The 25768-nt window shown below is 64.6% G+C and carries 29 protein-coding genes; 14 read left to right on the forward strand and 15 right to left on the reverse strand.

Annotated features, from left to right (window positions below):
* The first annotated feature begins 93 nt into the window (after positions 1-93).
* The 3 genes from ACOOEX_RS14990 to ACOOEX_RS15000 are packed head-to-tail and all read left to right on the forward strand — an operon-like array spanning position 94 to position 3136.
* The gene (locus ACOOEX_RS14990; RefSeq protein WP_127557288.1) at positions 94-759 is read left to right on the forward strand and encodes a response regulator transcription factor; all 666 of its coding nucleotides are present in this window, start codon (positions 94-96) and stop codon (positions 757-759) included.
* Positions 759-2138: a sensor histidine kinase N-terminal domain-containing protein gene (locus ACOOEX_RS14995; protein ID WP_420395580.1), complete on the forward strand. Its 1380-nt coding sequence runs from the start codon at positions 759-761 to the stop codon at positions 2136-2138. Before ACOOEX_RS14990 ends, ACOOEX_RS14995 begins: the two co-directional genes overlap by 1 nt.
* Positions 2108-3136 (forward strand): ABC transporter substrate-binding protein, encoded by a 1029-nt coding sequence (locus ACOOEX_RS15000; protein ID WP_420395581.1) that lies wholly within the window; start codon positions 2108-2110, stop codon positions 3134-3136. Before ACOOEX_RS14995 ends, ACOOEX_RS15000 begins: the two co-directional genes overlap by 31 nt.
* Here ACOOEX_RS15000 and thpR read toward each other — a convergent pair.
* From thpR to ACOOEX_RS15015, 3 genes are all read right to left on the reverse strand, one after another.
* Entirely contained in the window at positions 3133-3678 is a 546-nt protein-coding gene (thpR, locus tag ACOOEX_RS15005) for an RNA 2',3'-cyclic phosphodiesterase (RefSeq protein ID WP_420395582.1), read from the reverse strand. The genes ACOOEX_RS15000 and thpR overlap by 4 nt on opposite strands.
* Positions 3679-3866: 188 nt before the next feature.
* Positions 3867-5072 (reverse strand): aminopeptidase P family protein, encoded by a 1206-nt coding sequence (locus ACOOEX_RS15010; protein WP_420395583.1) that lies wholly within the window; start codon positions 5070-5072, stop codon positions 3867-3869.
* 138 nt (positions 5073-5210) lie between these two features.
* Positions 5211-6149, reverse strand: a complete 939-nt coding sequence (locus tag ACOOEX_RS15015; RefSeq protein WP_420395584.1) for a LysR substrate-binding domain-containing protein — start codon at positions 6147-6149, stop codon at positions 5211-5213.
* A 94-nt stretch (positions 6150-6243) separates the two neighbouring features.
* Here ACOOEX_RS15015 and ACOOEX_RS15020 point away from each other — a divergent pair, with 94 nt between their 5' ends.
* The 6 genes from ACOOEX_RS15020 to rpe all read left to right on the forward strand — a co-directional run bounded on the left by ACOOEX_RS15020 (position 6244) and on the right by rpe (position 12884).
* Positions 6244-7224, forward strand: coding sequence for a sterol desaturase family protein (locus ACOOEX_RS15020; protein WP_420395585.1), 981 nt, complete (start codon positions 6244-6246; stop codon positions 7222-7224).
* Positions 7225-7263: 39 nt separating this feature from the next.
* A complete protein-coding gene (locus ACOOEX_RS15025) occupies positions 7264-8208 on the forward strand; it encodes an ABC transporter permease (protein WP_420395586.1) in 945 nt (314 codons plus the stop codon).
* Positions 8205-9029: an ABC transporter permease gene (locus ACOOEX_RS15030; protein ID WP_420395587.1), complete on the forward strand. Its 825-nt coding sequence runs from the start codon at positions 8205-8207 to the stop codon at positions 9027-9029. Before ACOOEX_RS15025 ends, ACOOEX_RS15030 begins: the two co-directional genes overlap by 4 nt.
* Positions 9026-10603: an ABC transporter ATP-binding protein gene (locus ACOOEX_RS15035; protein WP_420395588.1), complete on the forward strand. Its 1578-nt coding sequence runs from the start codon at positions 9026-9028 to the stop codon at positions 10601-10603. Before ACOOEX_RS15030 ends, ACOOEX_RS15035 begins: the two co-directional genes overlap by 4 nt.
* Before the next feature lie 3 nt (positions 10604-10606).
* Positions 10607-12052 carry an aldehyde dehydrogenase family protein gene (locus tag ACOOEX_RS15040; protein ID WP_420395589.1) on the forward strand — a complete coding sequence of 482 codons (1446 nt, stop codon included), beginning with the start codon at positions 10607-10609 and terminating at the stop codon, positions 12050-12052.
* A gap of 142 nt (positions 12053-12194) precedes the next feature.
* Positions 12195-12884: a ribulose-phosphate 3-epimerase gene (gene rpe, locus ACOOEX_RS15045; RefSeq protein ID WP_420395590.1), complete on the forward strand. Its 690-nt coding sequence runs from the start codon at positions 12195-12197 to the stop codon at positions 12882-12884.
* Positions 12885-12887: 3 nt separating this feature from the next.
* Here rpe and ACOOEX_RS15050 read toward each other — a convergent pair whose 3' ends face one another.
* Both ACOOEX_RS15050 and ACOOEX_RS15055 read right to left on the reverse strand, forming a co-directional pair.
* The gene (locus ACOOEX_RS15050; RefSeq protein ID WP_420395591.1) at positions 12888-13340 is read right to left on the reverse strand and encodes a globin domain-containing protein; all 453 of its coding nucleotides are present in this window, start codon (positions 13338-13340) and stop codon (positions 12888-12890) included.
* Positions 13341-13388: 48 nt separating this feature from the next.
* The gene (locus tag ACOOEX_RS15055) at positions 13389-14645 is read right to left on the reverse strand and encodes a urate hydroxylase PuuD (protein ID WP_420395592.1); all 1257 of its coding nucleotides are present in this window, start codon (positions 14643-14645) and stop codon (positions 13389-13391) included.
* 109 nt (positions 14646-14754) lie between these two features.
* Here ACOOEX_RS15055 and ACOOEX_RS15060 point away from each other — a divergent pair, with 109 nt between their 5' ends.
* A complete protein-coding gene (locus ACOOEX_RS15060) occupies positions 14755-15657 on the forward strand; it encodes a LysR family transcriptional regulator (protein WP_420395593.1) in 903 nt (300 codons plus the stop codon).
* 60 nt (positions 15658-15717) lie between these two features.
* Here ACOOEX_RS15060 and uraH read toward each other — a convergent pair whose 3' ends face one another.
* A complete protein-coding gene (gene uraH / locus ACOOEX_RS15065) occupies positions 15718-16074 on the reverse strand; it encodes a hydroxyisourate hydrolase (RefSeq protein WP_420395594.1) in 357 nt (118 codons plus the stop codon).
* 150 nt (positions 16075-16224) lie between these two features.
* Here uraH and puuE point away from each other — a divergent pair, with 150 nt between their 5' ends.
* The 3 genes from puuE to ACOOEX_RS15080 are packed head-to-tail and all read left to right on the forward strand — an operon-like array spanning position 16225 to position 19574.
* Positions 16225-17637 carry an allantoinase PuuE gene (gene puuE / locus ACOOEX_RS15070; protein WP_420395595.1) on the forward strand — a complete coding sequence of 471 codons (1413 nt, stop codon included), beginning with the start codon at positions 16225-16227 and terminating at the stop codon, positions 17635-17637.
* Complete coding sequence (locus ACOOEX_RS15075) at positions 17634-18122, forward strand: ureidoglycolate lyase (RefSeq protein ID WP_420395596.1); 489 nt, start codon at positions 17634-17636, stop codon at positions 18120-18122. Before puuE ends, ACOOEX_RS15075 begins: the two co-directional genes overlap by 4 nt.
* 54 nt (positions 18123-18176) lie before the next feature.
* Entirely contained in the window at positions 18177-19574 is a 1398-nt protein-coding gene (locus ACOOEX_RS15080) for a uracil-xanthine permease family protein (protein WP_420395597.1), read from the forward strand.
* A 118-nt stretch (positions 19575-19692) separates the two neighbouring features.
* Here the strand turns inward: ACOOEX_RS15080 and ACOOEX_RS15085 are convergent, their stop codons facing one another.
* The 4 genes from ACOOEX_RS15085 to ACOOEX_RS15100 form a co-directional block, all read right to left on the reverse strand.
* Positions 19693-20514: a bifunctional allantoicase/(S)-ureidoglycine aminohydrolase gene (locus ACOOEX_RS15085; protein WP_420395598.1), complete on the reverse strand. Its 822-nt coding sequence runs from the start codon at positions 20512-20514 to the stop codon at positions 19693-19695.
* Between the two features lie 133 nt (positions 20515-20647).
* A complete protein-coding gene (gene ureG / locus ACOOEX_RS15090) occupies positions 20648-21283 on the reverse strand; it encodes an urease accessory protein UreG (RefSeq protein WP_420398380.1) in 636 nt (211 codons plus the stop codon).
* Complete coding sequence (locus ACOOEX_RS15095) at positions 21277-21921, reverse strand: urease accessory protein UreF (protein WP_420398381.1); 645 nt, start codon at positions 21919-21921, stop codon at positions 21277-21279. Before ACOOEX_RS15095 ends, ureG begins: the two co-directional genes overlap by 7 nt.
* 4 nt (positions 21922-21925) lie before the next feature.
* The gene (locus ACOOEX_RS15100; protein WP_420395599.1) at positions 21926-22381 is read right to left on the reverse strand and encodes an urease accessory protein UreE; all 456 of its coding nucleotides are present in this window, start codon (positions 22379-22381) and stop codon (positions 21926-21928) included.
* Positions 22382-22461: 80 nt separating this feature from the next.
* Here ACOOEX_RS15100 and ACOOEX_RS15105 point away from each other — a divergent pair, with 80 nt between their 5' ends.
* Positions 22462-22791, forward strand: coding sequence for a hypothetical protein (locus tag ACOOEX_RS15105; protein ID WP_420395600.1), 330 nt, complete (start codon positions 22462-22464; stop codon positions 22789-22791).
* A gap of 12 nt (positions 22792-22803) precedes the next feature.
* Here ACOOEX_RS15105 and ureC read toward each other — a convergent pair whose 3' ends face one another.
* From ureC to ACOOEX_RS15130, 5 genes are read right to left on the reverse strand one after another with little or no spacing between them, the layout of a single operon-like run.
* Positions 22804-24564: an urease subunit alpha gene (ureC, locus tag ACOOEX_RS15110; RefSeq protein ID WP_420395601.1), complete on the reverse strand. Its 1761-nt coding sequence runs from the start codon at positions 24562-24564 to the stop codon at positions 22804-22806.
* A gap of 26 nt (positions 24565-24590) precedes the next feature.
* On the reverse strand, positions 24591-24986 hold the full coding sequence (locus ACOOEX_RS15115; RefSeq protein ID WP_420395602.1) for a carboxymuconolactone decarboxylase family protein: 396 nt from the start codon (positions 24984-24986) through the stop codon (positions 24591-24593).
* Positions 24986-25291 (reverse strand): urease subunit beta, encoded by a 306-nt coding sequence (locus ACOOEX_RS15120; RefSeq protein WP_420395603.1) that lies wholly within the window; start codon positions 25289-25291, stop codon positions 24986-24988. Before ACOOEX_RS15120 ends, ACOOEX_RS15115 begins: the two co-directional genes overlap by 1 nt.
* On the reverse strand, positions 25288-25452 hold the full coding sequence (locus tag ACOOEX_RS15125) for a hypothetical protein (RefSeq protein ID WP_420395604.1): 165 nt from the start codon (positions 25450-25452) through the stop codon (positions 25288-25290). The genes ACOOEX_RS15120 and ACOOEX_RS15125 overlap by 4 nt, the downstream gene beginning before the upstream one ends.
* 12 nt (positions 25453-25464) lie before the next feature.
* Positions 25465-25767, reverse strand: coding sequence for an urease subunit gamma (locus ACOOEX_RS15130; protein WP_127557232.1), 303 nt, complete (start codon positions 25765-25767; stop codon positions 25465-25467).
* Position 25768: the final 1 nt, after the last annotated feature.

A 25768-nucleotide genomic window follows, 5' to 3' on the forward strand; every position in this document is an offset into this window, starting at 1 on the left:
AGTTTGACAAAGAGGGGCGAGTGCCCATGACTGAAGGAAAGCACCCAAACCTGACATTCACCTGTCACGCGCACAGAAAGGCCCGCCCCGCCGATGAGGTTCCTCCTTGTGGAAGATAACCAGCAGCTCGCCGCTGCCGTGCTGGACCGACTGTCTCTGGATGGGCATGTCGTGGATCACGCAGGCGATCTGGGCATGGCCGAGGACTACATCTCCGCCACCGATTACGATTTGATTTTGTTGGATATCATGCTGCCAGACGGCGATGGCCGCGACTTTCTGAACGCGCAGCGGGCGCGGGGAAAGGACACGCCCGTCATCGTCCTGACCGCGCGTTCAGAAGTGTCGGACAGGGTCGGCGCGCTCGACATGGGGGCCGATGATTACATCCCCAAGCCCTTCGATTTCGCGGAACTGGAGGCCCGCTGCCGCGCCGTTCTGCGTCGCCGGACCGGCACCGCGACCAATGTGAAACGATTCGGCAATGTCGCGTTCAACGCGCTTGAGGGCACGCTGACGAATGGCGACAGGGTCATCCCTCTGCGCAATCGCGAACTGCGCCTGCTGGAGGTCTTCTTCGGCGCACCGGGCCAGATCATTCCCAAACCCAAGCTGGTGGACCGGCTGTTTTCCTATGACGAGGACGTGTCCGAAAACGCCATCGAGGTCTATGTGGGCCGCCTGCGCAAGAAGCTGGAGGGCAGCGACGTGTCCATCGTCACCGTGCGCGGGCTTGGCTACCGGCTGGCGGTGCCGTGATGTGGCCGTTTCGCGCCCCCGGCTCGATCCGTCTTCGGCTGACGCTGCAACTGCTGACCGGCGCGGCGGTGATGGCGCTGGTTCTGTTCCTGATTGTCTACAGTTTCGCCCGCCAGATCGGCGCGGAATCGCAGGACCGGATCCTGTCCGCCTCGGCCACCTCGATCCTCGACGCCACCACCGTCCAGTCGGGCAATATCAGCGTCGACATCCCCTATTCCGCCTTCACCATGCTGGACAACTCCGTCGATGACCGGGTGTTCTATCGCATCACCCAGGACGGTGCCGGGCTGACCGGCTATGACGACCTGCCAAGCGCACGGCAGGATCAGGGCACCGGCCCGGCCTTCGATACCGTCACCTACCGCGGAGAAGAATTGCGCATCGCCACGCTGACCCGCCGCGTATCGGTCGGGGGCACACCCACAAGGATCGACGTGACCGTCGGCCAGACCCGTGATGCGCAGGCCGAAGTTCTGGCGCGCATTCTGCGGATGACGGTGCTGCTCGGGCTTGGCTTCTTTGCCGCCTCTGCCCTGCTGGCAGTGCTTGCCGCGCGCAGCACGGCGGCATCCCTCTCCCGCCTCGCCGGATCGGTCTCGCGTCGCGGGCCGCAGGACCTGCGCCCGGTGGTGGCCGAGGTACCAAGCGAGATGCGCCCGCTGGTGACCTCGCTCAACAGCCTCATCGCCCGGCTTTCCGCCGCCCTGACCCGGACAGAGGATTTCATCGCCGAGGCCGCGCATCGCGTCCGCACGCCGCTGGCCACCGTGCGTGCCCACGGGGAAAACACGCTGCGCCGGGTCAGCAAGGAGGAAAACCGCGTGTCCCTGCGCGAAATGATCCGCGCCATCGACGAAAGCAGCCGCGCGGCGGGGCAGCTCCTGGACCACGCTATGGTGTCGCTGCGCGCCGATCAACTGGAGCTATCACCCGTCGCCCTGCGCCCGCTGGTGGCCGACCTCGTGGACCGTTTGCGACCGGTGGCGGAGCTCAAGGACATGGACCTGCGCTTCGGGGCCAGCGAAGAACAGGAGGTAATGGGCGACACGATCCTGATCCAGAACGCTGTTCGCAACCTTCTGGACAACGCCATCAAATACGCCCCGCCAGAGACCCCCATCGACGTGTCCCTCACCAGGGACGGAGCAAACGCCACCCTGACCATCCGCGACCGGGGTATCGGCTTTCCCGCAACCGGGGCCGATGCCCTGACAGGCCGCTTCGCGCGGGGCGAGAACGCCACCGGCGTCATCGGCTCGGGCCTTGGCCTGACCATCGCGGACGAGGTCGCCCGCGCCCATGGCGGCACCCTGACCATCGCCAATATCGAAGGAGGCCCCGGCGCATGCGTGCGTTTATCTCTTCCCTTGCGCTAATCCTGCTGACCCTGCCGGCCCTCGCCTTCGAGATCGAGGAACATGTGCAGTTCCCGGCGGCAAACCAGACGGCTGAGCTGCGCGTGATCTCCACCGCCGATGCGGATCTGTTCGCCCCCTTCGTGACCGCCTTTCAGGCGCTGAACCCCGGCATCGCGGTGGACTATTACGTGGTCAGTTCCTCCGAGATCATGGTCGCCCTTCAGGACGAGGGCGAATCCTTCGACCTTGCCATTTCCTCGGCCATGGACCTGCAGATCAAGCTCGCCAATGACGGGCTGGCCCTGCCCTACCGCTCCGGTGCCACCGGCAGCCTGCCGGAATGGGCAATCTGGCGCGACCGGGTCTTCGCCTTCACACAGGAACCGGCAACCATGGTGCTCTCGCGCGCCGATTTCGCGGATATCGACCTGCCCCGCACCCGGCAGGAACTGATCACCGCGCTGCGCGACCATCCCGACCGGTTCCGCGGACGGATCGGCACCTATGACGTGCGCGAAAGCGGGCTTGGCTACCTTTTCGCCACGCAGGACGGGCGGACATCGGAAACCTTCTGGCGTCTGGCGCAGGTGATGGGAGGTCTGCAAACGCAGCTTTATCGCGGCTCGTCGGACATGATCGAGGACGTGGCATCCGGCCGGATCGCGGTGGCCTATAACGTCCTTGGCAGCTACGCGCAGGTGCGCGAGGACCTGCATGACCGCATTCACATCATCGCACCCGAGGATTTCACCACCGTGATGATGCGCACCGTTCTGATCCCCGCCAATGCAGAAGCGCCAGAGGAGGCCGGGCGCTTCATCGACCATCTGATCGAAACCGCCTGGACAGAAGGCGGCGGTCGTTTCGCCTTTCCCGGCATCACGCCTGCCCGCCTGTCGGAAAACGCCAGCCTGCGCCCCATCCAGCTTGGCCCCGGATTGCTGGTCTATCTCGACCGGCTGAAGCGGCGGCAGTTCATCGAGGAATGGGAAGCGGCGATGGTACAGCCGGGTTAGGCCAGCGGATAAACCGCCAGCGCCTCGTAGCGCGCGCCCTGATCGGTGAGGGTGGAGCCCTGCATCGAGAAACTGGTGGCGCGGGCCACGGGCACCTCCACCACCGGCGGCGCGGCGAGGAACCCCTGCAACGCCGCCGCTTCCCCCTCCGACATATGCCGCCCAAAGCGCACCAGCGTCACATGCGGTCTGAACGCGCGCCGCTCGGGTTGCATTCCTACGCGGCGGGCCTGCTTTTCCACCTCCGCCTGCAAAGAAACCAGTTCCGGCGCCGGCTCCACCAATGCCGCCAGCATCCGCGCCTTGCCCGGCCCGAACCAGTCGATCCCCGCAAAGCGCAACTCGGGCGCGGGCAGCCGCAGCGGCTCCAGCGCCATATGCAAATCCTCCAGCCGCTCCTCTGGCTGATCATCCAGAAACGAGAGCGTCACATGCAGGTTCTCCCACGGCACCACCCGCCCGGCCCGAAGCCCCCCCACCATCCGCAACAGCGGATCGCGGCAGGTGTCGGGCAGGTCAAGGCTGAGGAAGCTGCGCATCATGTGGGATCGTCTTAAGGGCTGCGGTCAGCGGCCACTCTCCCCCCGACAAGAGGGAGAGACAAGGCCCTTGAAGGGCCTTCCACCGGAACAAAGCCGGGCACAAGGCCCGGCTTCGCATATGCCGTTCCGTCTGTACGGGGGGTGTACAGGGGGTGTACGCCCGGTGTACGGGGGGCACCCCCCTCTTTTCAGCCCACGATGTTGAAGCCGGGACCGTAGGGGTAGCCGGTGATGTTCTCGGCCCCGTCCTCTGTGATGATCAGGATATCATGCTCCCGATACCCACCCGCGCCGGGCTGGCCTTCGGGGATCGTGATCATCGGCTCCATGGAAATCACCATGCCCGGTTCCAGCACCGTGTCGATGTCTTCGCGCAGCTCCAGCCCCGCCTCGCGGCCATAGTAATGCGAGAGCACGCCGAAGCTGTGGCCGTAGCCGAAGCTGCGGTATTGCAGCAGGTTCCGCTCAGCGAAGAAGTCATTGATTTTATGGGTAACTTCCGAGCATGAGACACCCGGTTTCAGCAGGCTCATGCCGTATTCATGGGCGCCCACATTGGCCTCCCAATAGGCCAGCGAGGCGTCGTCGACCTCCTCGACAAACATGGTCCGTTCCAGCGCCGTGTAATAGCCCGAGATCATCGGGAAGGTGTTGAGGCTGAGGATATCACCCCGCTGCAAAACGCGCCCCGTGACAGGGTTATGCGCGCCGTCTGTGTTGATGCCGGACTGGAACCAGACCCAGGTGTCGCGGTATTCCGCATCGGGGTAGCGGCGGGCGATTTCCAGCTCCATCGCGTCGCGGCCCGCGATGGCCACATCAATCTCTCTAACGCCTTGTTTTACTGCGTCTTTGATGGCGTATCCGCCCACGTCCGCCACGGCGGCCCCGGCCCGGATCAGCTCGATCTCGGCGGGCGATTTGCGCATCCGCTGCTGCATGGTGTGGCCCGCGATATCGACCTCGGAAGACGGGTTGAGGAAGGACCGCATCTTGCCCTGTTGAAGCAGCGTCAGGTGGTCGGCCTCATAGCCGATAACCTTTCCTTCACCTGTCACATGTAGGATCGCCCGCCAGAAGTTGTCGCGCTTCCAGTCGGTATAGGTGATGTTGTCGGTCGCACCCCGCCGCCAGGGCTGACCGGCATCAATGCCGGCACTGATGGTCACGGCCTCGGACGCGGTCACGACCAGCGCATAGGGCCGCCCGAAAGCGCAGTAGAGAAAGCCCGAGTAATAGGCGATGTTGTGCATCGACGTCATGACGGCAGCATCGACGCCATGGGCGTCCATGATCGCGCGCAGGCCCATCAGGCGGGCGTCATATTCGGCTTGGGTGAACTGAAGGGCAGGTTTGTCGCCATTGTGCAGGCGGTAGAATTCGGGACGGTCCATGGGAAATTCCTTCATATGACCAAGGCCCCGGCGTACAGGGCGGTCGCGGGGAGGGCCCGCAGGCAAGCGGCCATGCCGCCGGGGCGACGCCATCGCCCCTGCCTGATCCGCGCTATAGCGTGATTCAGCCCGCGCCCGCTAGCCTTTTTGCGACACGATCAACTCGCGCGCTTTCGGCCCCTCTGCCCAGGCCAGCAGCAGGTCTTGCACCACCGCCACCGCCCGCTTGGGCCGCCCCTCTGCCCGGCCCAGAAGCAGCCGGATCGGAGGCAGGTCACCCGTCAGCGGCACCGACGCCACCCCGTCGCCCGCATAAGACCGGTCGGTTCGCGGCCGCATATTGAGCACCGCAAGCCCTGCCCCCGCGCCCACCAGGCTGCGCACCATTTCGGTCGTGTTGGCACGTGCCGCGATCCGCGGTGCAAGGCCCCGGTCGCGGAACAGGGCCGTCACATAGGGCTCTGCCACCGGCCGGTCGAGCAGCACCAGCGGATGGGCCGCGACATCAGAAAGCGACGCCGCGCGGCCCGTGATCGGATGCCCGAGAGGGGCCAGCACATAAGGCGGCAGGTCCAGCAGTTTGCGGCTGACGATCCCGGCCCGGACAGGCGCGGCGGCAAAGAGGATCAGGTCGAGCCGCCCGGCCAGCAGCGCCGCCTGCGCCTCGTCTGCGGAACAATCGGTCAATGTGACCTCCAGCTCCGGGTTCGCCCGCTGCAACGGGATCAGCAGCCCGGGCAGGAAGGCGGGCGCGACGGGTGCGTAATAGCCGATCCGCAAGTGGCCCGAGAGCGTCGCCGCCCCGGCGCGCGCATCCTCAAGCACGCTGTCGCAATCCTCCAGCAACGCCCGGAACCGCACCGCAAGCTCCCGGCCTTCCCCGGTCGGCGCAATCCCCTTGGCCCGTGTCCGCACAAGCAACGCCGCGCCCACCTCGGCCTCGACCTGATCCACCGCCGCCGCCACGGCAGAGGCCGCGATGTTGAGCTGCCGCGCCGCGCCCGCGATGGAGCCTTCCTCGACCGTTGCGGCAAAGGCCGCCATCGCGCGCAGGGAGAGGCGGGGGGAGGAGGGCATATCATCTCCGAATCAGGGTTTCATGACCTGATAATACTGATTTTCCGGTGTTTGACCGCATGGCAGGATAGGCCTGCGCAACAGGAGACGCCCCATGCAGGACAAGACCGAGCAGATCCCCGGCTGGAACCACGTGCCCGAAGTTCCAATTCAGGTGTCCCCTTTCTTCAGCTGGCCACCCGACCCCATCCGCATGGCCCGCTGGATCGCCGCGCGCTGGCTTGGCATCGCGGAAAACGTTCTGGTGCTGGCCTTGGCCACGATCAGCTGGCTCTGGTTTCAGCCGCCGCTGGAGGTCACGGCCACGCTGGCGCCCGGCTGGATCTTCGGCCTGTGGCTGAAGAACATGGCGCTGATGATCCTCGTGGCCGGTTCGCTGCACTGGTTCTTCTACATGCGCAAGGCACAGGGCGACCGGCTGAAATTCGACCCGAGAGACTTGATGGTAAAAGGCCGCCAGTTCACCTTCGGCGGGCAGGTGCGCGACAACATGTTCTGGAGCCTTGGCAGCGGCGTCGGCTTCTGGACCGCCTATGAGGTGCTGATGTTCTGGGCCATGGCTAATGGCTATGCGCCGCTGCTGTCGCCCGCCGCGCATCCCGTTCTGTTCGTTCTGTGGTTCCTGCTGACGCCGGTGTGGATTTCCTTCCATTTCTACTGGGTGCACCGGGCGCTGCACTGGGGGCCGCTCTACCGGATCGCGCACGCCCTGCATCACCGCAATGTCAATGTCGGACCTTGGTCGGGTCTCTCGATGCATCCGGTGGAGCACCTGATCTTCTTCAGCTCGATCCTCATTCACCTGATTGTGCCATCGCATCCACTGCACATCCTCTTTCACATGCAGCATCAAGCGCTGACCGCAGCGACCTCTCATACGGGCTATGAAAGCCTGCTGGTGGAGGACAGGAAACGCCTCGCGCTTGGCACCTTCCACCACCAGATGCACCACCGCTATTTCGAGGTGAACTACGGCAATCTGGAAATGCCCTGGGACAAGTGGTTCGGCACCTTCCATGACGGCACCAAGGCGGCACACGAACGGCTGAAATCCCGTCGAGGACGACGCGCTTAACCCCTTTCCAACCGCTGCCGTTTCTCTAAGGTGGCGACCATGCTGCGCTATATCCTTGGCCGCCTTCTCTCGCTGAGCCTCAGCCTGATCGTCGCGAGCCTCGTCATCTTCACGGTGATCGAGGTCATTCCCGGCGACCCGGCGGCGTTCATGCTCGGGCTCAACGCGGATGAGGCGACGGTGCAGGCGCTGCGCGCCGATCTGGGGCTCGATGGCTCCAAGGCGGAACGCTACCTCGCGTGGATCGCGGGCATGGTGCAGGGCGATTTCGGCACCTCTTACACCTATCGCGTTCCGGTGGCCGAGCTTGTGGCGGACCGGCTGTGGGTCTCGCTGCCGCTGGCCGTGCTGTCGCTGATCCTGTCCACGGCCATTGCCTTCCCGGTCGGGCTGCTGGCGGCGGCGAACCGGGGCCGGGCGGCGGATTACGGGATTATGGGCGGCACGCAGCTCGGCATCGCGATTCCCAATTTCTGGTTCGGGATGCTGCTGGTGCTGGTCTTCGCCGTGAACCTGCGCTGGTTCAGTGCAGGTGGATTCCCGGGATGGGAAGAACCTTTGCTGGCCCTCAAGTCGCTGCTGCTGCCCTCGGTCGCGCTGGCCCTTCCGCAGGCGGCGATCCTCGCCCGCGTCATGCGCTCTGCCCTCATTGAGACACTGGCGCAGGACTACATGCGCACGGCGCGGGCCAAGGGCCTTTCCCGCCGTCAGGCGCTGCTGCGACACGCGCTCCGCAATGCGCTGATCCCGGTCCTGACCATCATCGGCTTGCAATTCTCGTTCCTGCTGGCGGGTGCGATCATCATCGAGAATGTCTTTTTCCTGCCCGGCCTCGGGCGGCTGATTTTTCAGGGGATCACGCAGCGCGATCTGGTGGTGGTGGAATCCGTCACCATGCTGCTGGTCTTCGCGGTGATCGTCGTCACCTTCCTCGTCGACATCGCCTATGCGGTGGCGGACCCGCGCCTGAGGCGCCGCGCATGAGCCGCCTTCCGGTCCCCCTGATCCTCGGCGCGATCCTGTCGTCCATTTTCCTCGCCATGGCGCTGCTGTCCTTCGTCTGGACACCGCATGACGTGGAGCAATTGGTGATCGCGAACCGCCTCCAACCGGCAAGCGGTGAGTTCCTGCTTGGCACCGATCAGTTCGGGCGCGACCTCTTGTCGATGCTCATGGTCGGTGCGCGGGTATCGCTGGCGGTGGCCCTGGTCGCCGTAGGCATCGGCGTCGCCATCGGCGTACCGCTCGGCCTAGCGGCCGCTGCCACGCGGGGCAGCCTGCTCGATGAGTTCATCATGCGCGGCAATGACCTGATCTTCGCCTTCCCCAGCCTTGTCATCGCGATCCTGATCACCGCCGTTTTCGGCCCCTCGGCCTTCAACGCGATCCTCGCCATCGGCATCTTCAACATCCCCGTCTTCGCGCGTGTCGCGCGGGGTGGGGCGCTGAGCCTCTGGACGCTCGACTACATCCTGGCCGCCCGGGTTGCAGGCAAGGGCAAGGCGCGGATCAGCGCGGAACACATCCTGCCCAATATCGCGAACCTGCTGATCGTGCAGGCGACGATCCAGTTTTCCCTTGGCATTTTGGCCGAGGCGGCGCTGTCCTATGTCGGCCTGTCAGTTCAGCCGCCCACCCCAAGCTGGGGCCGGATGCTGTCGGACGCGCAGACCATGATCTACACCCACCCGATGCTGGCGGTACTGCCGGGGCTCGCCATCGTGCTGATGGTGTTGGGGCTGAACCTGATGGGCGACGGGCTGCGCGACATGCTGGACCCAAGGCTCAGGAGGGTTCGGCAATGATCGAGGTCGACCGCCTGTCGCTGGATATTCATGGCACGCCAATCCTGCGGGATGTCAGTTTCTCGATGCAGGCGGGCAAGACCTTCGGGCTGGTGGGTGAAAGCGGATCGGGCAAGTCGATGACGGCGCTTGCGCTGATGCAGCTTCTGCCGGACGGGTCGCGCACCAGCGGCAGGGCCAGCCTTGACGGGACCGACCTGCTGAACCGGCCCGAGGCCGAGATGTGCCGCCTGCGGGGCAATGAACTGGGTATGATCTTCCAGGAACCGATGACGGCACTCAACCCGGTGCGCACCATCGGGGATCAGGTGGCCGAAACCCTGCGCATCCACGGGGCGGCCAGCCGCGCCGATGCTCTTGACGTGGCCCGGCAGAAGCTCGACCGCGTGGGTCTGCCGCAAATCGCGCTCGACCGCTACCCGCACGAATTGTCGGGTGGCCAGCGCCAGCGGGTCTGTATCGCCACCGCCATCGCGCTCCGCCCCCGGCTGCTGATCGCGGATGAGCCAACCACAGCGCTCGACGTCACCACGCAAGCGCAGATCCTCGACCTCCTGCGCGGGCTGGTGGAGGAGGAGGACATGGCGCTGCTGCTGATCACCCATGACCTTGCCGTCGTGGCAGACATGGCGGACCATGTGGCCGTGATGAAGACGGGCGAGATTGTCGAGCAAGGCGCGACCCGCGACGTGCTGAGCCAGCAAAACCACGCCTATACACGCGCATTGTTCGAGGCCTCTGACCACAAGCCAACTCGCCATATCCGACAGGCGGACACGCCTTTGCTGACCGGGCGCGAGATCGACCGCCACTATCCCGGCCCGCGCAAGGGATTGTTCCGCCGGGGCGACCCTGTGCGCGCCGTCAACGGGGTCAGCCTGGCATTGAATGAGGGCGAAAGCCTGGGGCTGGTCGGCGAATCCGGCTGCGGAAAGTCCACCCTCACCCGCGCCATCCTCGGCCTTGACCCCATTCAGGGCGGCGAGATCCGGGCCCTTGGCAACGCCATCTCCCCCGCCATGCCCCATGCCATGCGCGCGGGCATTCAGGTCGTGTTTCAAGACCCTTACGGCAGCTTCAACCCGCGCTGGACGGTGGAGCATCTGGTGGCCGAACCCTATCACCTGCTCCCGGCAAAACCTTCGCGGGCAGACAGACGGGCGGAGGTCGCCAAAGCGCTGGAGGCCGTTGGTCTGCAAGCCAGCGACATGGACAAGTACCCGCACGAGTTTTCCGGCGGCCAGCGTCAGCGCATCGCCATCGCCCGCGCGCTGATCACGCACCCGAAAATTCTCGTGCTGGATGAGGCCGTCTCGGCCCTCGATGTCCGCGTCCGTGCCCAGATTCTGGACCTGCTGGCCGATCTTCAGGACCGGATGGGGCTGAGCTATCTGTTCATCTCCCATGATCTCACCGTGGTGCGCGCGATCACCGACCGGGTGATGGTGATGCAGGCGGGTGAAATCGTGGAGGAAGGCCCGACGGAGCGCATCTTCGACGCCCCGGACCACCCCTATACACAGGCGCTTCTGGCCGCGGCGCCGCGCCTGCCCGATTATGCAAGAAAGGACTGACCCATGCAGCTTTGGTTCGACCCCGCAGAAGTTTTTATCGGGGGCCGCTGGTTCCTGCCCGCAAGCGGCGAGACGCTGCCGCTGGAAGACCCGTCGACCGGCAAGGAAATCGGCCGGATCGCGCGGGGCAATGCGGTAGATATCGACAACGCGGTCAGCGCGGCAGAGGAGGCTTTGGCGGGGGAATGGGGGGCGCTGACAGCGGCGGACCGGGGCCGGATCCTTATGCGGCTGTCGTGGCTCATCACCCAGAAATTGGACGACCTGGCCGAGATCGAGGCCACCGATGTGGGCAAGCCGCTGGCGCAGGCCAAGAACGACGCCATCGCGCTGGCGCGCTACATGGAGTTCTACGGCGGTGCAGCCGACAAACTGATGGGTGAAACGATCCCGTTCCAGAACGGCTTTACCGTCTATACCTTGCGCGAACCGCACGGGGTGACGGGCCATATCGTGCCGTGGAACTATCCGATGCAGATTATCGGCCGGTCCGTGGGTGCGGCTCTGGCCATGGGCAATGCCTGCGTGCTGAAACCAGCCGAGGAGGCCTGCCTGTCGGCCCTGGCCTTTGCCGATCTGGCGCGGCAGGCGGGGCTGCCGGATGGCGCGCTAAATGTTGTGCCGGGACTGGGGGAGGAGGCGGGCGCGGCGCTGACCGCCCATAAGGGTGTGAAACACCTGTCCTTCACCGGCTCCGTTGGCGTCGGCAAACTGGTGCAGACGGCGGCGGCGCAGAATATCGTGCCGGTGACGCTGGAGCTTGGCGGCAAGTCCCCGCAGGTCGTGTTCGAGGATGCGGATCTGGAGAAGGCGCTGCCTTTCCTCGTCAATGCGGGCATCCAGAACGCGGGCCAGACCTGTTCGGCTTCCTCCCGTATTCTGGTGCATGAAAGCCTTTATGATGAGCTCTGCACCCATATGGCGGCGGCCTATGACGGGCTGAAAGTGGGGCCTGCGATGGATGATCTGAACGTCGGCCCGCTGATATCAGCACGCCAGAAAGAGATCGTGGAAGGCTTTCTCGCGATGACCGATGAGAACCACATTCTCAGCCGGGGCCGCATCGTCGAAGACGCGCCGAAGGGCGGGCATTACGTTGCCCCAACCCTGATTTCCGGCGTAGGACCGGATCACAGCCTGTCGCAGGACGAGATTTTCGGGCCCGTTCAGGTAATCATCCCCTTTCGCGACGAGGATCATGCGATCGAGATTGCCAATAGCACGGAATACGGGCTGGTCGCCTCGGTCTGGTCAAGGGATGGCGGGCGCTGCATGCGGATGGCGAAGAAGCTGCGCGCGGGGCAGGTGTTTATCAACAATTATGGTGCCGCTGGCGGGGTGGAGCTGCCCTTCGGTGGTGTGGGCCACTCGGGGCACGGGCGCGAAAAGGGGTTTGAGGCCCTTTACGGCTTTTCCGTCCTCAAGACCGTCGCAGCCCATCACGGCTAGGCGCGGGGACGGGCTTTGCAAAGCCCGTGACAAGCGGTTTCGAATCCGCTTCCAACGGCTTTTCGAAAAGCCGTCCCCCGCCCTTGATCAAACCGCGCGCGGACGCTAACCCCGGCTCAACCGCTCCCAAAGGACGCTGCCCATGCCTTTCGACCGCTCCATCAAGATCGCTCCGTCGATCCTTTCCGCCGATTTCGCCAATTTCGGGGCCGAGATCCGTGCCATCGAGGACCAGGGCGCCGACTGGGTCCATGTCGATGTGATGGACGGGCATTTCGTGCCCAACCTCACATTCGGCCCGCCCGCCGTGAAAGCCTTCCGCCCGCATGTGACAACCTTCATGGACGTCCACCTGATGATCGCGCCCGTCGATCCCTATATCGAGGCCTATGCCGAGGCAGGGGCCGACATGATCACCGCACATGTCGAGGCTGGGCCGCACATCCACCGCACCCTTCAGGCGATCAAGGCCACGGGCAAGATGGCCGGCGTCAGCCTCAACCCCGGCACCCCGCTCGACAGTATCGAACACGTCCTCGACCTCGTCGACATGGTGCTGATCATGACGGTGAACCCCGGCTTCGGCGGGCAGAAATTCATCCACTCCGGCGTCGAGAAGACCCGCCGGCTGCGCCAGATGATCGGCGACCGGCCGATCCATATCCAGATCGACGGCGGCGTGACGACCGAAACCGCGCCTCTTGTGGCGGCAGCGGGGGCCGATGTTCTGGTTGCGGGATCGGCTGTTTTCAAGGGCGGCTCGGTTGCACAACCGCAGGTCTATGGCGAGAATATCCGCGCGATCCGGGCTGCCGCGGAAGCAGCTCTCTGACAGTTATCCCGCAGCCTCCAGCCGGGCCTGCGCAGCGGCAATCATCGGCAGGAACCGGTCGAAGGCCGCCTGCCAGCTGCCCTGCATCTCCGATGTAAACGCGTCCCCGAGACAGTCATCGAACGCGCCCAGAATGGCCATGGCCATGTGGCGCAGCTGTCGTTCAGAAATGTGAAACCGGGCATGAGAGCGCGCGAGCCCCTCTGCCAGGCGGATCAGGTCCGCATCCGAGCCCATGGCCCGCACAGTGTAGGACAGGGCCTGCATGATCTTGGCCCGTTGCCCGGCCAGGTCGGCACTGAACAAATGACGCGTCTGCGGTTCCAATTCGAAAAAGCGCTCGTAGACCCGCACCGCGAGCCGCGCCTTCACAGGAAGCGCCCGCGCAAAGCTTTCGCTGATCAGGGCCGTCTGGTCGGGCGGCAGCGGTGCGGGGGGCTGTGCTACATCGGTCATGGCCCCGCCAGACTGGCAGAGCCGCCTTTCCAACCCCTTAACGGGTCATCAGTTCATTGCCAGCCCAAAAGGCATATCCTCGCCTACCGCACGATACCAGCGGCGAATGAGGGCGCGTTCCTCCTCCTCCATATAGGACACATTCGCAGGCGGCATCGCGTTGGTGACACCGGCCTGCAAATAGATTTCGCGCGCCGCGCGGGCAATATCGGCAGGCGTTTCAAGCAGGATGCCGCGCGGGGCCTGCCGGATACCGGGCCAGGAGGGTTCACGTGCATGGCACATGGCGCAGCGGCCGGGGATGGTCCAGCTTACATCCTCGAAGCCGTCGGCGGCCATCAGCATCTCTTCGCGATGCGTCAGGTCGCGGGCCTCGCTCTCCTCGTAGCTATCGTATTCCGTGCCCGCAGTGGACAGCCACGCGATGCAGATGAACAGGATCACGGTCACCGCCCAGGTCCACCATGGCATGCCCTTGCGCGCATGCATGGAGTTGAAGAAGTGCCGGATCGTGACCCCCATCAGGAAAACCAGTGCCGCGATGATCCAGTTATACTCGGTGGCGAAGGCCAGCGGGTAGTGGTTCGACAGCATCAGGAAGACCACGGGCAGGGTCAGGTAGTTGTTATGGGTGGACCGCAACTTGGCGATCTTGCCGTATTTCGGGTCCGGCTTGCGGCCTGCCTTTAGGTCCGCCACCACGATCCGCTGATTGGGCATAATGATGAAGAAGACATTGGCGGTCATGATCGTGGCCGTGAACGCCCCCAGATGCAGCATCATTGCGCGGCCGGTGAAGATCTGGTTGTAGCCATAGCCCATGATGACAAGCAGCACGAACAGCAGCAGCATCAGCACCGTGGGCTTTTCGCCAAGCGGCGATTTGCACAGGAAGTCATAGACCAGCCATCCAATGGTCAGCGACGCCGCAGAGATCAGGATGCCCTGCCATGTGCTCAGATCCGCCTTGGCCGGGTCGATCAGGTACAGCTCCGCCCCGGCCCAGTAGACCAGCATCAATAGCGCCGCGCCGGAGAGCCATGTGGAATAGCTTTCCCATTTGAACCAGGTCAGGTGGTCGGGCATCGCCTCGGGCGCCACAAGGTATTTGCGGATATGGTAGAATCCGCCACCATGGACCTGCCATTCCTCACCATCGGCCCCGCGCAGGTCGCCTTCGCGCCGCAGTCCCAGGTCGAGCGCGATGAAGTAAAAGCTCGATCCGATCCAGGCGATTGCCGTGATGACATGCAGCCACCGTACGGCGGTCTCCAGCCAGTCCCACATGATCAGGAAATCCTGCATCCCCGCGCCCTTTTCTTTGCTTGAGTCCAGTTTAGACCTATCGCAGCGTTTGTTTAGCCGGTATTGCAAGAAATTACCGAGCTGTTTCAAAAAAAGGCTACGAATTTACATGGCCTATCTGGACAATATACGCACCTTCGTGCGGGTGTTCGAACTCGGGTCGATGTCGGCCGCGGCGCGCGATCAGCGGATCTCGGCGGCGGTGGCCTCGTCTCGCATCTCGCAGCTTGAAGAGCACCTGAATGTGCGTCTTTTCCAGCGAACGACGCGGCAACTGAACCCGACGGAACAAGGGGTGATCTTCTATCGCGGGGCCTGCAAGATCCTCGAAGCGGTGGAGGAAGCCGAGGCCGAGATCAACAAGGTCACGCAGACCCCTCGCGGGACGCTGTATATCGCGGCGCCGCTTGGGGTCGGGCGCCGGCTGGTCGCGCCTGCGATGCCGGCCTTCAAGGAGAAATACCCGCTCATCGACATCCGTCTGCGCCTGTCGGACCGGCGGCTCGACGTGGCCAAGGAAGGGCTCGACGTGGCCTTCTTTCTGGGGGTGCCCGAGGACAGCACGCTGCGCATCCGCAAGATCGCCGATTGCCCCAGGGTGCTGTGCGCCTCGCCGGATTATGTCGCGCGGAAGGGCATGCCCCGAAGCGGCGCCGATCTGATCGGGGGGAAACATGACTGCCTCAACCTGCGCTACCCCGGTGCGCCGGAGTTCCAGTGGCCGCTGCAAACGCCCGACGGAATCAGGCGGATTGCCGTGAAGGGGCCCTTCGAATCGGATGATGGGGATGTCCTGACAGGATGGGCTCTTGCGGGACAAGGGATCGTGCTGAAGCCGGTCTTCGAAGTGGCCGAGCACCTGGCTGCCGGAACGCTGGTGCCGGTGCTGGAAAACGAACCGCCTGTGCCGATCCAGATGGCCTGTCTCTATATGCACCGCAAGCGGCAGGACCCCAAGGCGCGCCTGCTGATCGACTTCATGTCAGATCACATCAGGCGCGAACTGCCGTAAGGGGCGCGCGGAAGGATCTTCGAAGATCCTTTCAATGCCCTTGCAAGGGCATTCCCCCGCCTAGCTGCCCCGGTAGGTGGAAAACCCATAGGGAGAAAGCAGGAGCGGGACGTGGTAATGCGCCTCTGGATCCGACATGCCGAATCGGATCGGCACCTGATCGAGGAACAGCGGCTCATCTCCGCCCTGCCCCGATGCACGCAGATAATCCCCCGCAAAGAACACCAGTTCATAGCTGCCGGTCGCGAAGCTCTCCTGGGGCAGGATCGGGCTATCGGTGCGGCCATCGTCATTGGTGACCATCTCGACCAGCAACGCCGGGGCGTCCCCGTCGATCGAGTAAAGCGCAATCTTCAGCCCCGCGGCGGGGCAACCCCGCGCCGTGTCCAGCACATGTGTCGTCAGATATCCGGCCATCGCCCTCTCCTTGGTCCATGCGCCTGTTTATGCAGCGTTGCGACGCTCTGCGCACTGCCGCTCCGACAACAGCAGTTTCAAAAATCTCCAGAAAGTCAAAAGGCATTCCCTATTATATGGTAACAAAAACGCGACAAGGACAGACCCCCCGTGACACGCTACATCAGAGACATGCGCGGCCATGGCCCCGACGCACCCGATCCGAGATGGCCGGGCGGCGCGAAGATCGCCGTGCAGATCGTGCTGAACTACGAAGAGGGCGGCGAGAACTGCATCCTGCATGGCGATGCGGCGTCCGAGGCCTTCCTGTCCGAAATCGTGGGTGCTGCCCAATGGCCGGGACAGCGCCATTGGAACATGGAATCGATCTATGAATATGGCGCGCGCGCCGGGTTCTGGCGGCTGCACCGTCTGTTTACCGGCATGGGCATCCCTCTCACCGTCTACGGTGTGGCGACCGCACTCGCGCGCAACCCCGAACAGGTGCGTGCCATGCAGGTGGCGGGCTGGGAGATTGCCAGCCACGGGCTGAAATGGGTCGAACACAAGGACATGCCAGAGGAGGAGGAGCGCGCGCAGATCGCCGAGGCCATCCGCCTGCATACGGAAGTCACCGGCGACGGGCCACGCGGCTGGTACACGGGGCGCTGTTCTGAGAACACCGTCGCCTTGGCCGCTGAGGCGGGGATGGACTATATCTCCGACACCTACGCGGACGACCTGCCCTATTGGGTGAAGATCGCGGACAAGGATCAGCTGATCATCCCCTATACGCTCGACTGCAACGACATGCGCTTTGCTACGCCGCAGGGGTTCAATTCGGGCGACCAGTTCTTTGCCTACCTTAAGGACAGCTTCGACGCGCTCTATGCCGAGGGTGAGGCGGGGCAGGCGAAGATGCTGTCCATCGGCCTGCATTGCCGTCTGATTGGCCGCCCGGGCCGGGTGATGGCGCTGAAGCGCTTCCTGGATTACGCCGCCGGGCAAGAGGGCGTCTGGTTCGCCCGCCGCATCGACATCGCGGATCACTGGGCACAGGAGCATCCGCCGGTGGAGCGCCCCCTGCCCTCGCAGATGAGCCGGGAGGATTTCGTCGCAGCCTATGGCGGCATCTTCGAGCATTCCCCCTGGATCGCGGAACGGGCCTGGGGGCTGGAGCTTGGCCCCGCCCATGACTGCGCCGCCGGTGTTCACAACGCACTGGCCCGTGCTTTCCGCAGCGCCAGCCGCGACGAACGGCTCGGCGTGCTGCGCGCCCACCCCGATCTGGCCGGGAAACTGGCTGCGGCAGGGCGTTTGACGGCGGAATCGACCTCGGAACAAGCCGGTGCCGGGCTCAACATGCTGACGGATGAGGAACGGGCGGACTTCACACGGCTCAACACGGCTTACGTGGACAAGCACGGCTTTCCTTTCATCATCGCGGTGCGAGACCACGACAAGGCCAGCATTCGCGCGAATTTCGAACGCCGCATCGACAATGACACTGAGACCGAATTCGCCGAGGCCTGCCGCCAGGTCGAACGCATCGCGGAATTCAGGCTGATGGACCTTCTGCCGTGACCACGCTGACCCCACGCCCCCTGACGCAGGCCGAATTCGCGCCCTTCGGGGAGGTGATCGAGCTGAAGGACGCGCCGGACAAGATCATCAATCAAGGCATGTGCGGGCGTCATCATGACCTTGGCGCCCTCGATTTCGCAGATGGCCGCGCAGGGATCAGCCTGTTCGACGCCGAGGCGCGGCACCTGCCCTGCGAGGTGGCCCTTGTGGAACGTCACCCTCTGGGAAGCCAGGCGTTCATTCCGATGTCCGGGACGCCGTTTCTGGTTGTCGTGGCCGAGGATGACGGCGGCACGCCCGTCAACATTCAGGCGTTCATCACCCATCCCCGCCAGTCCGTGAACCTCCATCGCGGGGTCTGGCATGGGGTACTCTGCCCGCTTGGGGAACGCGGGCTCTACGCCGTGGTCGACCGTATCGGCCCCGGCAACAACCTGGAGGAGCATTGGTTCGATCAACCGCTGAAGGTCGGCCCGATGATCTGAACCCGCCGGCAAGAGCGGGAATTTCGGCACCATTCAACAATAGGGAAACGAGAGATGGCTGACACGTCAATCGGGACCGCAGAACAACTGCGCGATCCCAACTACACACCACCGCTGGCCAAGGCTGTGCCACTCGGCATCCAGCATGTGCTGGCAATGTTCGTCTCGAACGTCACACCGGCGATCATCGTCTGCGGCGCGGCGGGCTTCGGCTTCGGGTCGAACTCGCCCGACTTCCCGCAGATGATCTACATGATCCAGATGTCGATGTTTTTTGCGGGCGTCGCGACACTGATCCAGACGATCGGGATCGGCCCCATGGGCGCGCGGCTGCCGATTGTGCAGGGCACGTCCTTTGCCTTCATCCCGATCATGATCCCGCTGGTTGCGGGCCAGGGTGTCGATGCGATTGCGGTGCTGATGGGCGGCATTCTGGTCGGTGGCCTCTTCCATGCCTGCCTTGGCCTCTTCATCGGCAAGATCCGCTTTGCCCTGCCGCCGCTGGTGACCGGTCTTGTCGTTACCATGATCGGTCTGGCGCTGGTCAAGGTCGGCATCCAGTATGCCGCGGGCGGCGTGCCCGCCATCGGGACCGAGGAATATGGCTCGCTCCAGAACTGGACGGTTGCAGGCGTGGTGATCCTCGTCACGCTCGGGCTCAAGTTTTTCACCCGGGGCATGCTGTCCGTGTCTGCGGTGCTGCTCGGGCTGATCGCTGGCTATGTCGTGGCCATGGCCATGGGAATGGTCAACTTCAGTGGCATCGGCCGCGCAGCCAGCTTCGCGCTGCCCAACCCGCTCCATTTCGGGCTGGAGTTCAGCGTCGCCGCCATCATCGGATTCTGCCTGATGAGCTTTGTTTCGGCGGTCGAAACCGTGGGCGACGTCAGCGGCATCACCAAGGGCGGTGCGGGACGCGAGGCGACCGACACCGAGATCCAGGGCGCAACCTTCGCGGACGGGATCGGCACGGCGGTGTCCGGTCTGTTCGGAGCGCTGCCGAACACCTCGTTCAGCCAGAATGTGGGTCTCATCGCCATGACCGGCGTCATGAGCCGCCACGTGGTGACCATCGGGGCGATCTTCCTGATTGCCTGTGGCCTGGTGCCCAAGATCGGTGCCGCCATTTCAACGGTGCCGATCGAAGTGCTTGGCGGCGGCGTGATCGTCATGTTCGGCATGGTGGTCGCGGCGGGCGTCTCGATGCTGTCGGACGTGAACTGGAACCGCCGCAACATGGTGATCTTCGCGATTGCTCTGTCGCTCGGGCTTGGCCTGCAGCTGGAACCCGGTGCGCTGCAGTACCTGCCGCCCACGCTGAAGGTTCTGGCCACCTCGGGCATCCTGCCCGCCGCCCTGATTGCTATCGTGCTGAACCTGGTTCTTCCGCAGGAACTGGCCGCGGAGGCAACGGAAGAGGTCTCGGGTGGCATGTCCGGTCACGGTCGGTAAGCCAAGCTGCACATCGCAGACACGAAAGGGCCGCGCCTCGCCAAAGGCGCGGCCCAATTTTCTTGCAAGAAAATTCAAAAGGATCTTCGAAGATCCTTCCCCCACCCCATGTGAAACATCAGAGCACCGCGTGCCGGTTCACATCCTTGTAAAGCAGGTAGCGGAACGGCCCGGGTCCACCCGCATAGCAGGCCTGAGGGCAAAACGCGCGCAGCCACATGAAATCGCCCGCCTCAACCTCGACCCAGTCCCGGTTCAGCCGGTAGGCACCCTTGCCTTCCAGCACATATAGCCCGTGTTCCATCACGTGGGTTTCCAGGAAGGGAATGACCGCCCCGGGTTGCAGCGTCACGATGGTCACATGCATGTCGTGGCGCAGATCGTCATGATCCATGAAGCGCGTCGTGGCCCAGGCCCCGTCCGTGTCCGGCATGACATTGGGCGCTATCGCCGCCTCGTTCGCCACCACGAACGGGTCCGGCAGCCCCAGCCCGTCCACCGGCTGGTAGGCCTTGCGAATCCAGTGGAACCGGGCCGGCACCCCTGCCATGGCCCGCAGGCGCCACTCGGCACCGGCAGGAACAAAGGCAAATCCACCTGCACCGATCTGGTAATCCGTCCCGGCTATGGTGATCGCCAGATGACCGTCCATGACGAAAATGGCGGCTTCTGCGCGGGGGTCCGTCTCGGGCCGGTCGCTGCCGCCGCCCGGCTGGACCTCGGCAATATATTGCGAGAAGGTCTCGGAAAATCCGGACATCGGGCGTGCGATCACCCAGAAGCGCGACTGTTCCCAGAACGGCAATTGCGATGTCACGATGTCAGAGAAGCAGCCCCGCGGGATCACCGCGTAGGCCTCGGTGAACACGGCCCGATCCGTCAGCAATTGCGTTTGCGGCGGCAAGCCGCCCGTGGGGGCATGGTAGGTGCGGGGGGGCATTCTGGGCAGGCTCCGATCAGGACAGTCAGACCCCATCAAACCCGAAGCCCGGCCCCCGCACCACCGTCAAATGCGCCCTGTCTTGGCTGAAGGTATCCGTGGCAGAAGCTGATAATCCACCCCTTGACCCCGGTCAGGCCCCGGCAGCGTCCCGCATGGGCAGCCCGCCGATCCGCGCGATCTGATCGACAACACCGTCCACGCCTTTTCGATGTTTGAGCTGCGCGAAGAGGAAAGGCCGCCCGGCCCGCATCCGGGTGGCGTCTCGGTCCATCACCTCAAGGCGTGCCCCCACATAGGGCGCCAGATCGGTCTTGTTGATGATCAGAAGGTCCGACTTCGTGATCGCGGGCCCGCCCTTGCGCGGGATCTCCTCTCCGGCCGCCACGTCGATGACGTAAAGCGTGATATCCGCCAGTTCCGGGCTGAACGTGGCCGACAGGTTGTCACCCCCGCTTTCGATCAGCACCACGTCGAGGTCGGGAATGCGCGCGGTCAGTTCGGCGATGGCGGCAAGGTTGATCGAGGCGTCCTCGCGGATCGCGGTATGCGGACAGCCGCCGGTTTCGACTCCCATGATCCGCTCCTGCGGCAGGACCTGCAGGCGCATCAGCGCCTCGGCGTCCTCCTGTGTGTAGATGTCGTTGGTGATGGCGGCGATGGACCAGCGATCTCGCATCGCCTCGCACAGGGCCGCGGTGAGCGTGGTCTTGCCGGCGCCGACGGGGCCGCCGATACCGACGCGAAGGGGGCCGTTCATGCTCATGATCTGAATATCCTCGAATACAGGGTTTCATGGCGCATCGACGCGATATCAGCCAGGAAGGCACAGCTGCCGATATCGTCGAGCGTGTCTTGCAGGGCCTCGGCGGCGATCCCGGGGCAAAGCCGCGACAGCCGCGCCAGTGCCGCCTGCCCCTCGGTCTGGCCAAGGGGCACGATGCGGATCGCGGCGGAGGTCAGGTTGGCCGCAAAGGCGTGCAGGTAGAGCGTGGCGACGGTGTCCAGCGGAAGGCCCATCAGCCGCGCCGCCCACCCCACGGCGACGGGGTAGGTCAGGTCGGGCAGGTCCCCGCCCCAGATCGCGCGGGTGGTCTGCGCGAAGGACTGGCCCTGCTGCACGGTTTCCAGAAGCCTTTCCCTCGACGGGGCCAGCGCGCGGGCAAGCGCGTCGATCTCTTTCAGCGCCGGGGCATCGGCGTCATGGGCCGCCCGCAGCAGGGTGACATCGGTGCGCGGACTGCCGAGGGTCAGCACCTCGCCGATCCACCCCTCGGCGCTGGCAGCATCGGTCACGCGCTCCTCGGCCACGGCCTGCTCCAGCCCATGGGAATATGCAAACGCCCCGACCGGGTAGGCGGGCGAAAACCATTGCGTGAGGGTCAGAAGGGTCGCGGCGTCGGTCATCGGGTCAATGGGCGTGGCCGTGATCATGGCTATGGGTGCGCCCGTGGCCATAGGCACCCCCCTCGGGGGTGAAGGGTTCGAGAACCTCGCGCGTCGTGGCGCCAAGCCGCGCCAGCATGTCGGCGATCACGTGATCGGGCTGGATCAGCAGCCGCCCGGCCTCGATCTGGCAGGGCGTATGGCGATTGCCCACGTGCCAAGCGATGCGGGTCAGATCGGGCGCTGTGATTTCCAGCAGCGGCTCGGGCGCGGCCTCGATGGCGATCTCACCCTTCGGCGTGACCAGCACCCCGCCATGATCGAGCGAGGTCGTCTTGGGCAGGTCGACCAGCAGCGCCCGGCCATCGGTCAGCGTCACAACCCTGCGGCGCAGGAAGCGCCCCTCGTAGTCGAGCCGGACGGTGCCGACGGGCGTTGCATGGGCATGGCCGTGATAGGCCATGGCGGTGAGGTCGGTCATAGTGGGAACTCCGAAAAAGCAGGGCGCCAGGCCCACGGGCGGTTAACCGGGCGTTCATCTTCGCGTGACAGGATGCCCGCATGAATAGAAGCCACCCGACACCGCGCGACCTCGCCGATGCGCTTGGCGCGGTCCGCGAAGACATCAAGGCGCTCAAACAGCGCGAGGCAGAGCTGCGCGCTGCCCTGCTCGATGCGCGCTGCAACGGCCCTGTCGCGGGCAGCCGTTTCGTGGTGTCGGTCCGTGAAACCAGCCGGCGCAGCATCGACATGAACACCCTGCCCGACGCCATTCACCGCGACGACAGATATTGGAAAATCAGCACGACGCGGACGGTCGTGACCAAGCCCCTTGCAAGATCGGGGCCGGTCCCGCAGGAGGAGGACATCGAACTGATCGAACCCTGGTAACATCCGCGCCCCTCAGAACAGGAAATACCGCTGCGCCATGGGCAGCACCTCGGCGGGCTGGCAGGTCAGCAACTCACCATCCGCGCGCACTTCGTAGGTCTCGGGGTTCACCTCGACCACCGGCAGCGCATCGTTGAGCCTGAGGTCCCGCTTGCCGATGCCGCGCGTGTTCACCACGGGCAGGGTATCCTTGGCCAGCCCGAGCGATTTGCCGATCCCGTCCTCCTGCGCGGCGGCCGAAACGAAGGTCACGGCGGACCGTTCCACCGACCGGCCGTAAGCCCCGAACATGGGCCGTGTGTAGACCGGTTGCGGCGTGGGGATCGAGGCGTTGGGATCGCCCATCTGCGCGACGGCGATTGTGCCCCCCAGAAGAACCATCTCGGGCTTCACGCCGAAGAAGGCGGGCGACCACAGCACCAGGTCGGCGCGCTTGCCTTCCTCGATGCTGCCCACATGGGCGCTGATCCCGTGGGCGATCGCCGGGTTGATCGTGTATTTCGCCACGTAGCGGCGAACGCGGAAATTGTCGTTCTGGCCGGTCTCATCCGTCAGCCGCCCGCGCTGCTTCTTCATCTTGTCGGCGGTCTGCCAGGTGCGGATCACCACCTCGCCCACCCGGCCCATGGCCTGGCTGTCCGACGCGATGATCGAAAACGCCCCCATGTCGTGCAGGATATCCTCTGCCGCAATGGTTTCGCGCCTGATGCGGCTTTCGGCGAAGGCCACATCCTCGGGGATCGACTTGTCGAGGTGGTGACAGACCATGAGCATATCCAGATGCTCCTCCAGCGTGTTCACGGTAAAGGGCCGCGTCGGGTTGGTCGAGGAGGGCAGCACATGCTCCTCGCCGCAGATCCTGATGATGTCGGGCGCATGTCCGCCGCCGGCACCCTCTGTGTGGAAGGCGTGGATCGTGCGGCCCTTCATGGCCTTCACGGTGTTTTCCACAAAGCCCGACTCATTCAGCGTGTCGGTGTGGATCATTACCTGCACATCCATGGCATCGGCGACCGAGAGACAGCAATCAATCGCGCCCGGCGTAGTGCCCCAGTCCTCGTGCAGCTTGAGGCAGGACGCTCCGGCCAGCACCTGTTCCTCCAGCGCGGCGGGAAGCGAGGCGTTGCCCTTCCCCGCGAAGGCGAGGTTCATCGGGAAGGCATCGGCCGCCTGCAACATCCGCCCGATATGCCACGGCCCCGGCGTGCAGGTGGTAGCCAGCGTGCCATGCGCGGGGCCGGTGCCGCCGCCGATCATCGTGGTCAGGCCCGAATGGAGCGCATCGTCGATCTGCTGCGGGCAGATGAAGTGGATATGGCTGTCGATGCCCCCCGCCGTCAGGATGCGCCCCTCGCCCGCAATGGCCTCGGTCCCCGGCCCGACGACGATATTGACGCCCGGCTGCGTATCGGGATTGCCGGCCTTGCCGATCTTGTGGATGCGCCCGTCCTTCAGGCCCACATCGGCCTTGTAGATCCCGGTCCAGTCCACGATCAGCGCGTTGGTGATGACGGTATCGACCGCGCCGTCGGCCCGCGTCGCCTGCCCCTGCCCCATCCCGTCGCGGATGACCTTGCCGCCGCCAAACTTGACCTCTTCACCATAATGCATCGCATTGGCACCGGACCCGCCGGATATCGCCGCACCCGCCCGTTCGGCAGTCAGGTCACGCTCGACCTCGATAATCAGGTCGGTATCGGCCAGCCGCAGCCGGTCGCCCACGGTGGGGCCGAACATGGCGGCGTAGTCACGGCGGGATATGGTAGCGGGCATCAGAGGCTCCTAGCTTGGGTCGGTCGTCATGCGCGGAATGCCTCGTCCACGGGCACTTGCAGCATGTTGGCCAGCGCGTTGGTGCTGCTGGCCATGGCCACGACCGACATCAATTCGTTATACATCTCGGGCGTCATCCCCTTGGCGCGGGCCGAGGCCGCGTGGGAATGACAGCAATATTCGCAGGCATTGGCGGCAGAGACGGCGATATAGATCATCTCTTTCATCAAAGGATCGAGCGCGCCGGGGCCCATGACGGGCTTCAACCCCTCCCACGTCGCCTTCAGTTGCGCGGGGTTGTGGGCCAGCGCGCGCCAGAAGTTGTTGACGTAATCTGTGCCACGCGTGGCGCGGATATCGGCGAAGACCGCTGCCGCCTCGGGCGTCAGCTGATCGTCGGTCAGAAGGGGTAGTGTGGCCATCACAGGTCTCCCATCACCTGTTGGTTGAAACCAAAGACGCGGCGTGCGCCCCCGATGGGGATGAGTTGAACCTCGCGCCGCTGTCCCGGTTCGAACCGTACGGCGGTGCCTGCGGCGATGTCGAGCCTGCGTCCGCGCGCGGCGGTGCGGTCGAACTCGAGTGCGCTGTTGGCCTCGGCGAAATGGTAGTGGCTGCCCACCTGAACGGGCCGGTCGCCAGTGTTGGCCACCATCAGCGTGATCGCCTCGCGCCCCTCGTTCAGAACCAGATTGCCCTCGGCAGGAAACAGCTCTCCGGGGATCATCGGCGGACCCGGCCGATCAGGTAGCCGCCCGCCAACCCCGCCGCCAGCAGAAGCGCGCCCACGAACCAGCTGTTGGCCTCGTGCGGGTGCAGGTGGCCACCTTCGTGGGCTTGTGCGGCAGTGGCAAGGATCAGGCCGAGACACGGAAGAAGGTATTTCATGACAATGCCCTTTCAGCGGATGGGGTTGTGAACGGTGACAAGCTTGGTGCCGTCGGGAAAGGTGGCCTCGACCTGCACTTCGTGGATCATCTCAGGGATGCCCTCCATGCACTGGTCGCGGGTGATCACATGGGCGCCCGCCTCCATCATGTCGGCGACGCTGCGCCCGTCACGGGCACCTTCGACCACGGCGTCGGTGATCAGGGCGATGGCTTCGGGGTAGTTCAGCTTGACGCCGCGCGCCAACCGCTTGCGGGCGACTTCGGCGGCCATGGCGATCAGTAGCTTGTCCTTTTCGCGGGGGGTCAGGTTCATG

This window comes from Nioella sp. (genome assembly GCF_965215655.1).
Classification (GTDB): Bacteria; Pseudomonadota; Alphaproteobacteria; order Rhodobacterales; family Rhodobacteraceae; genus Nioella.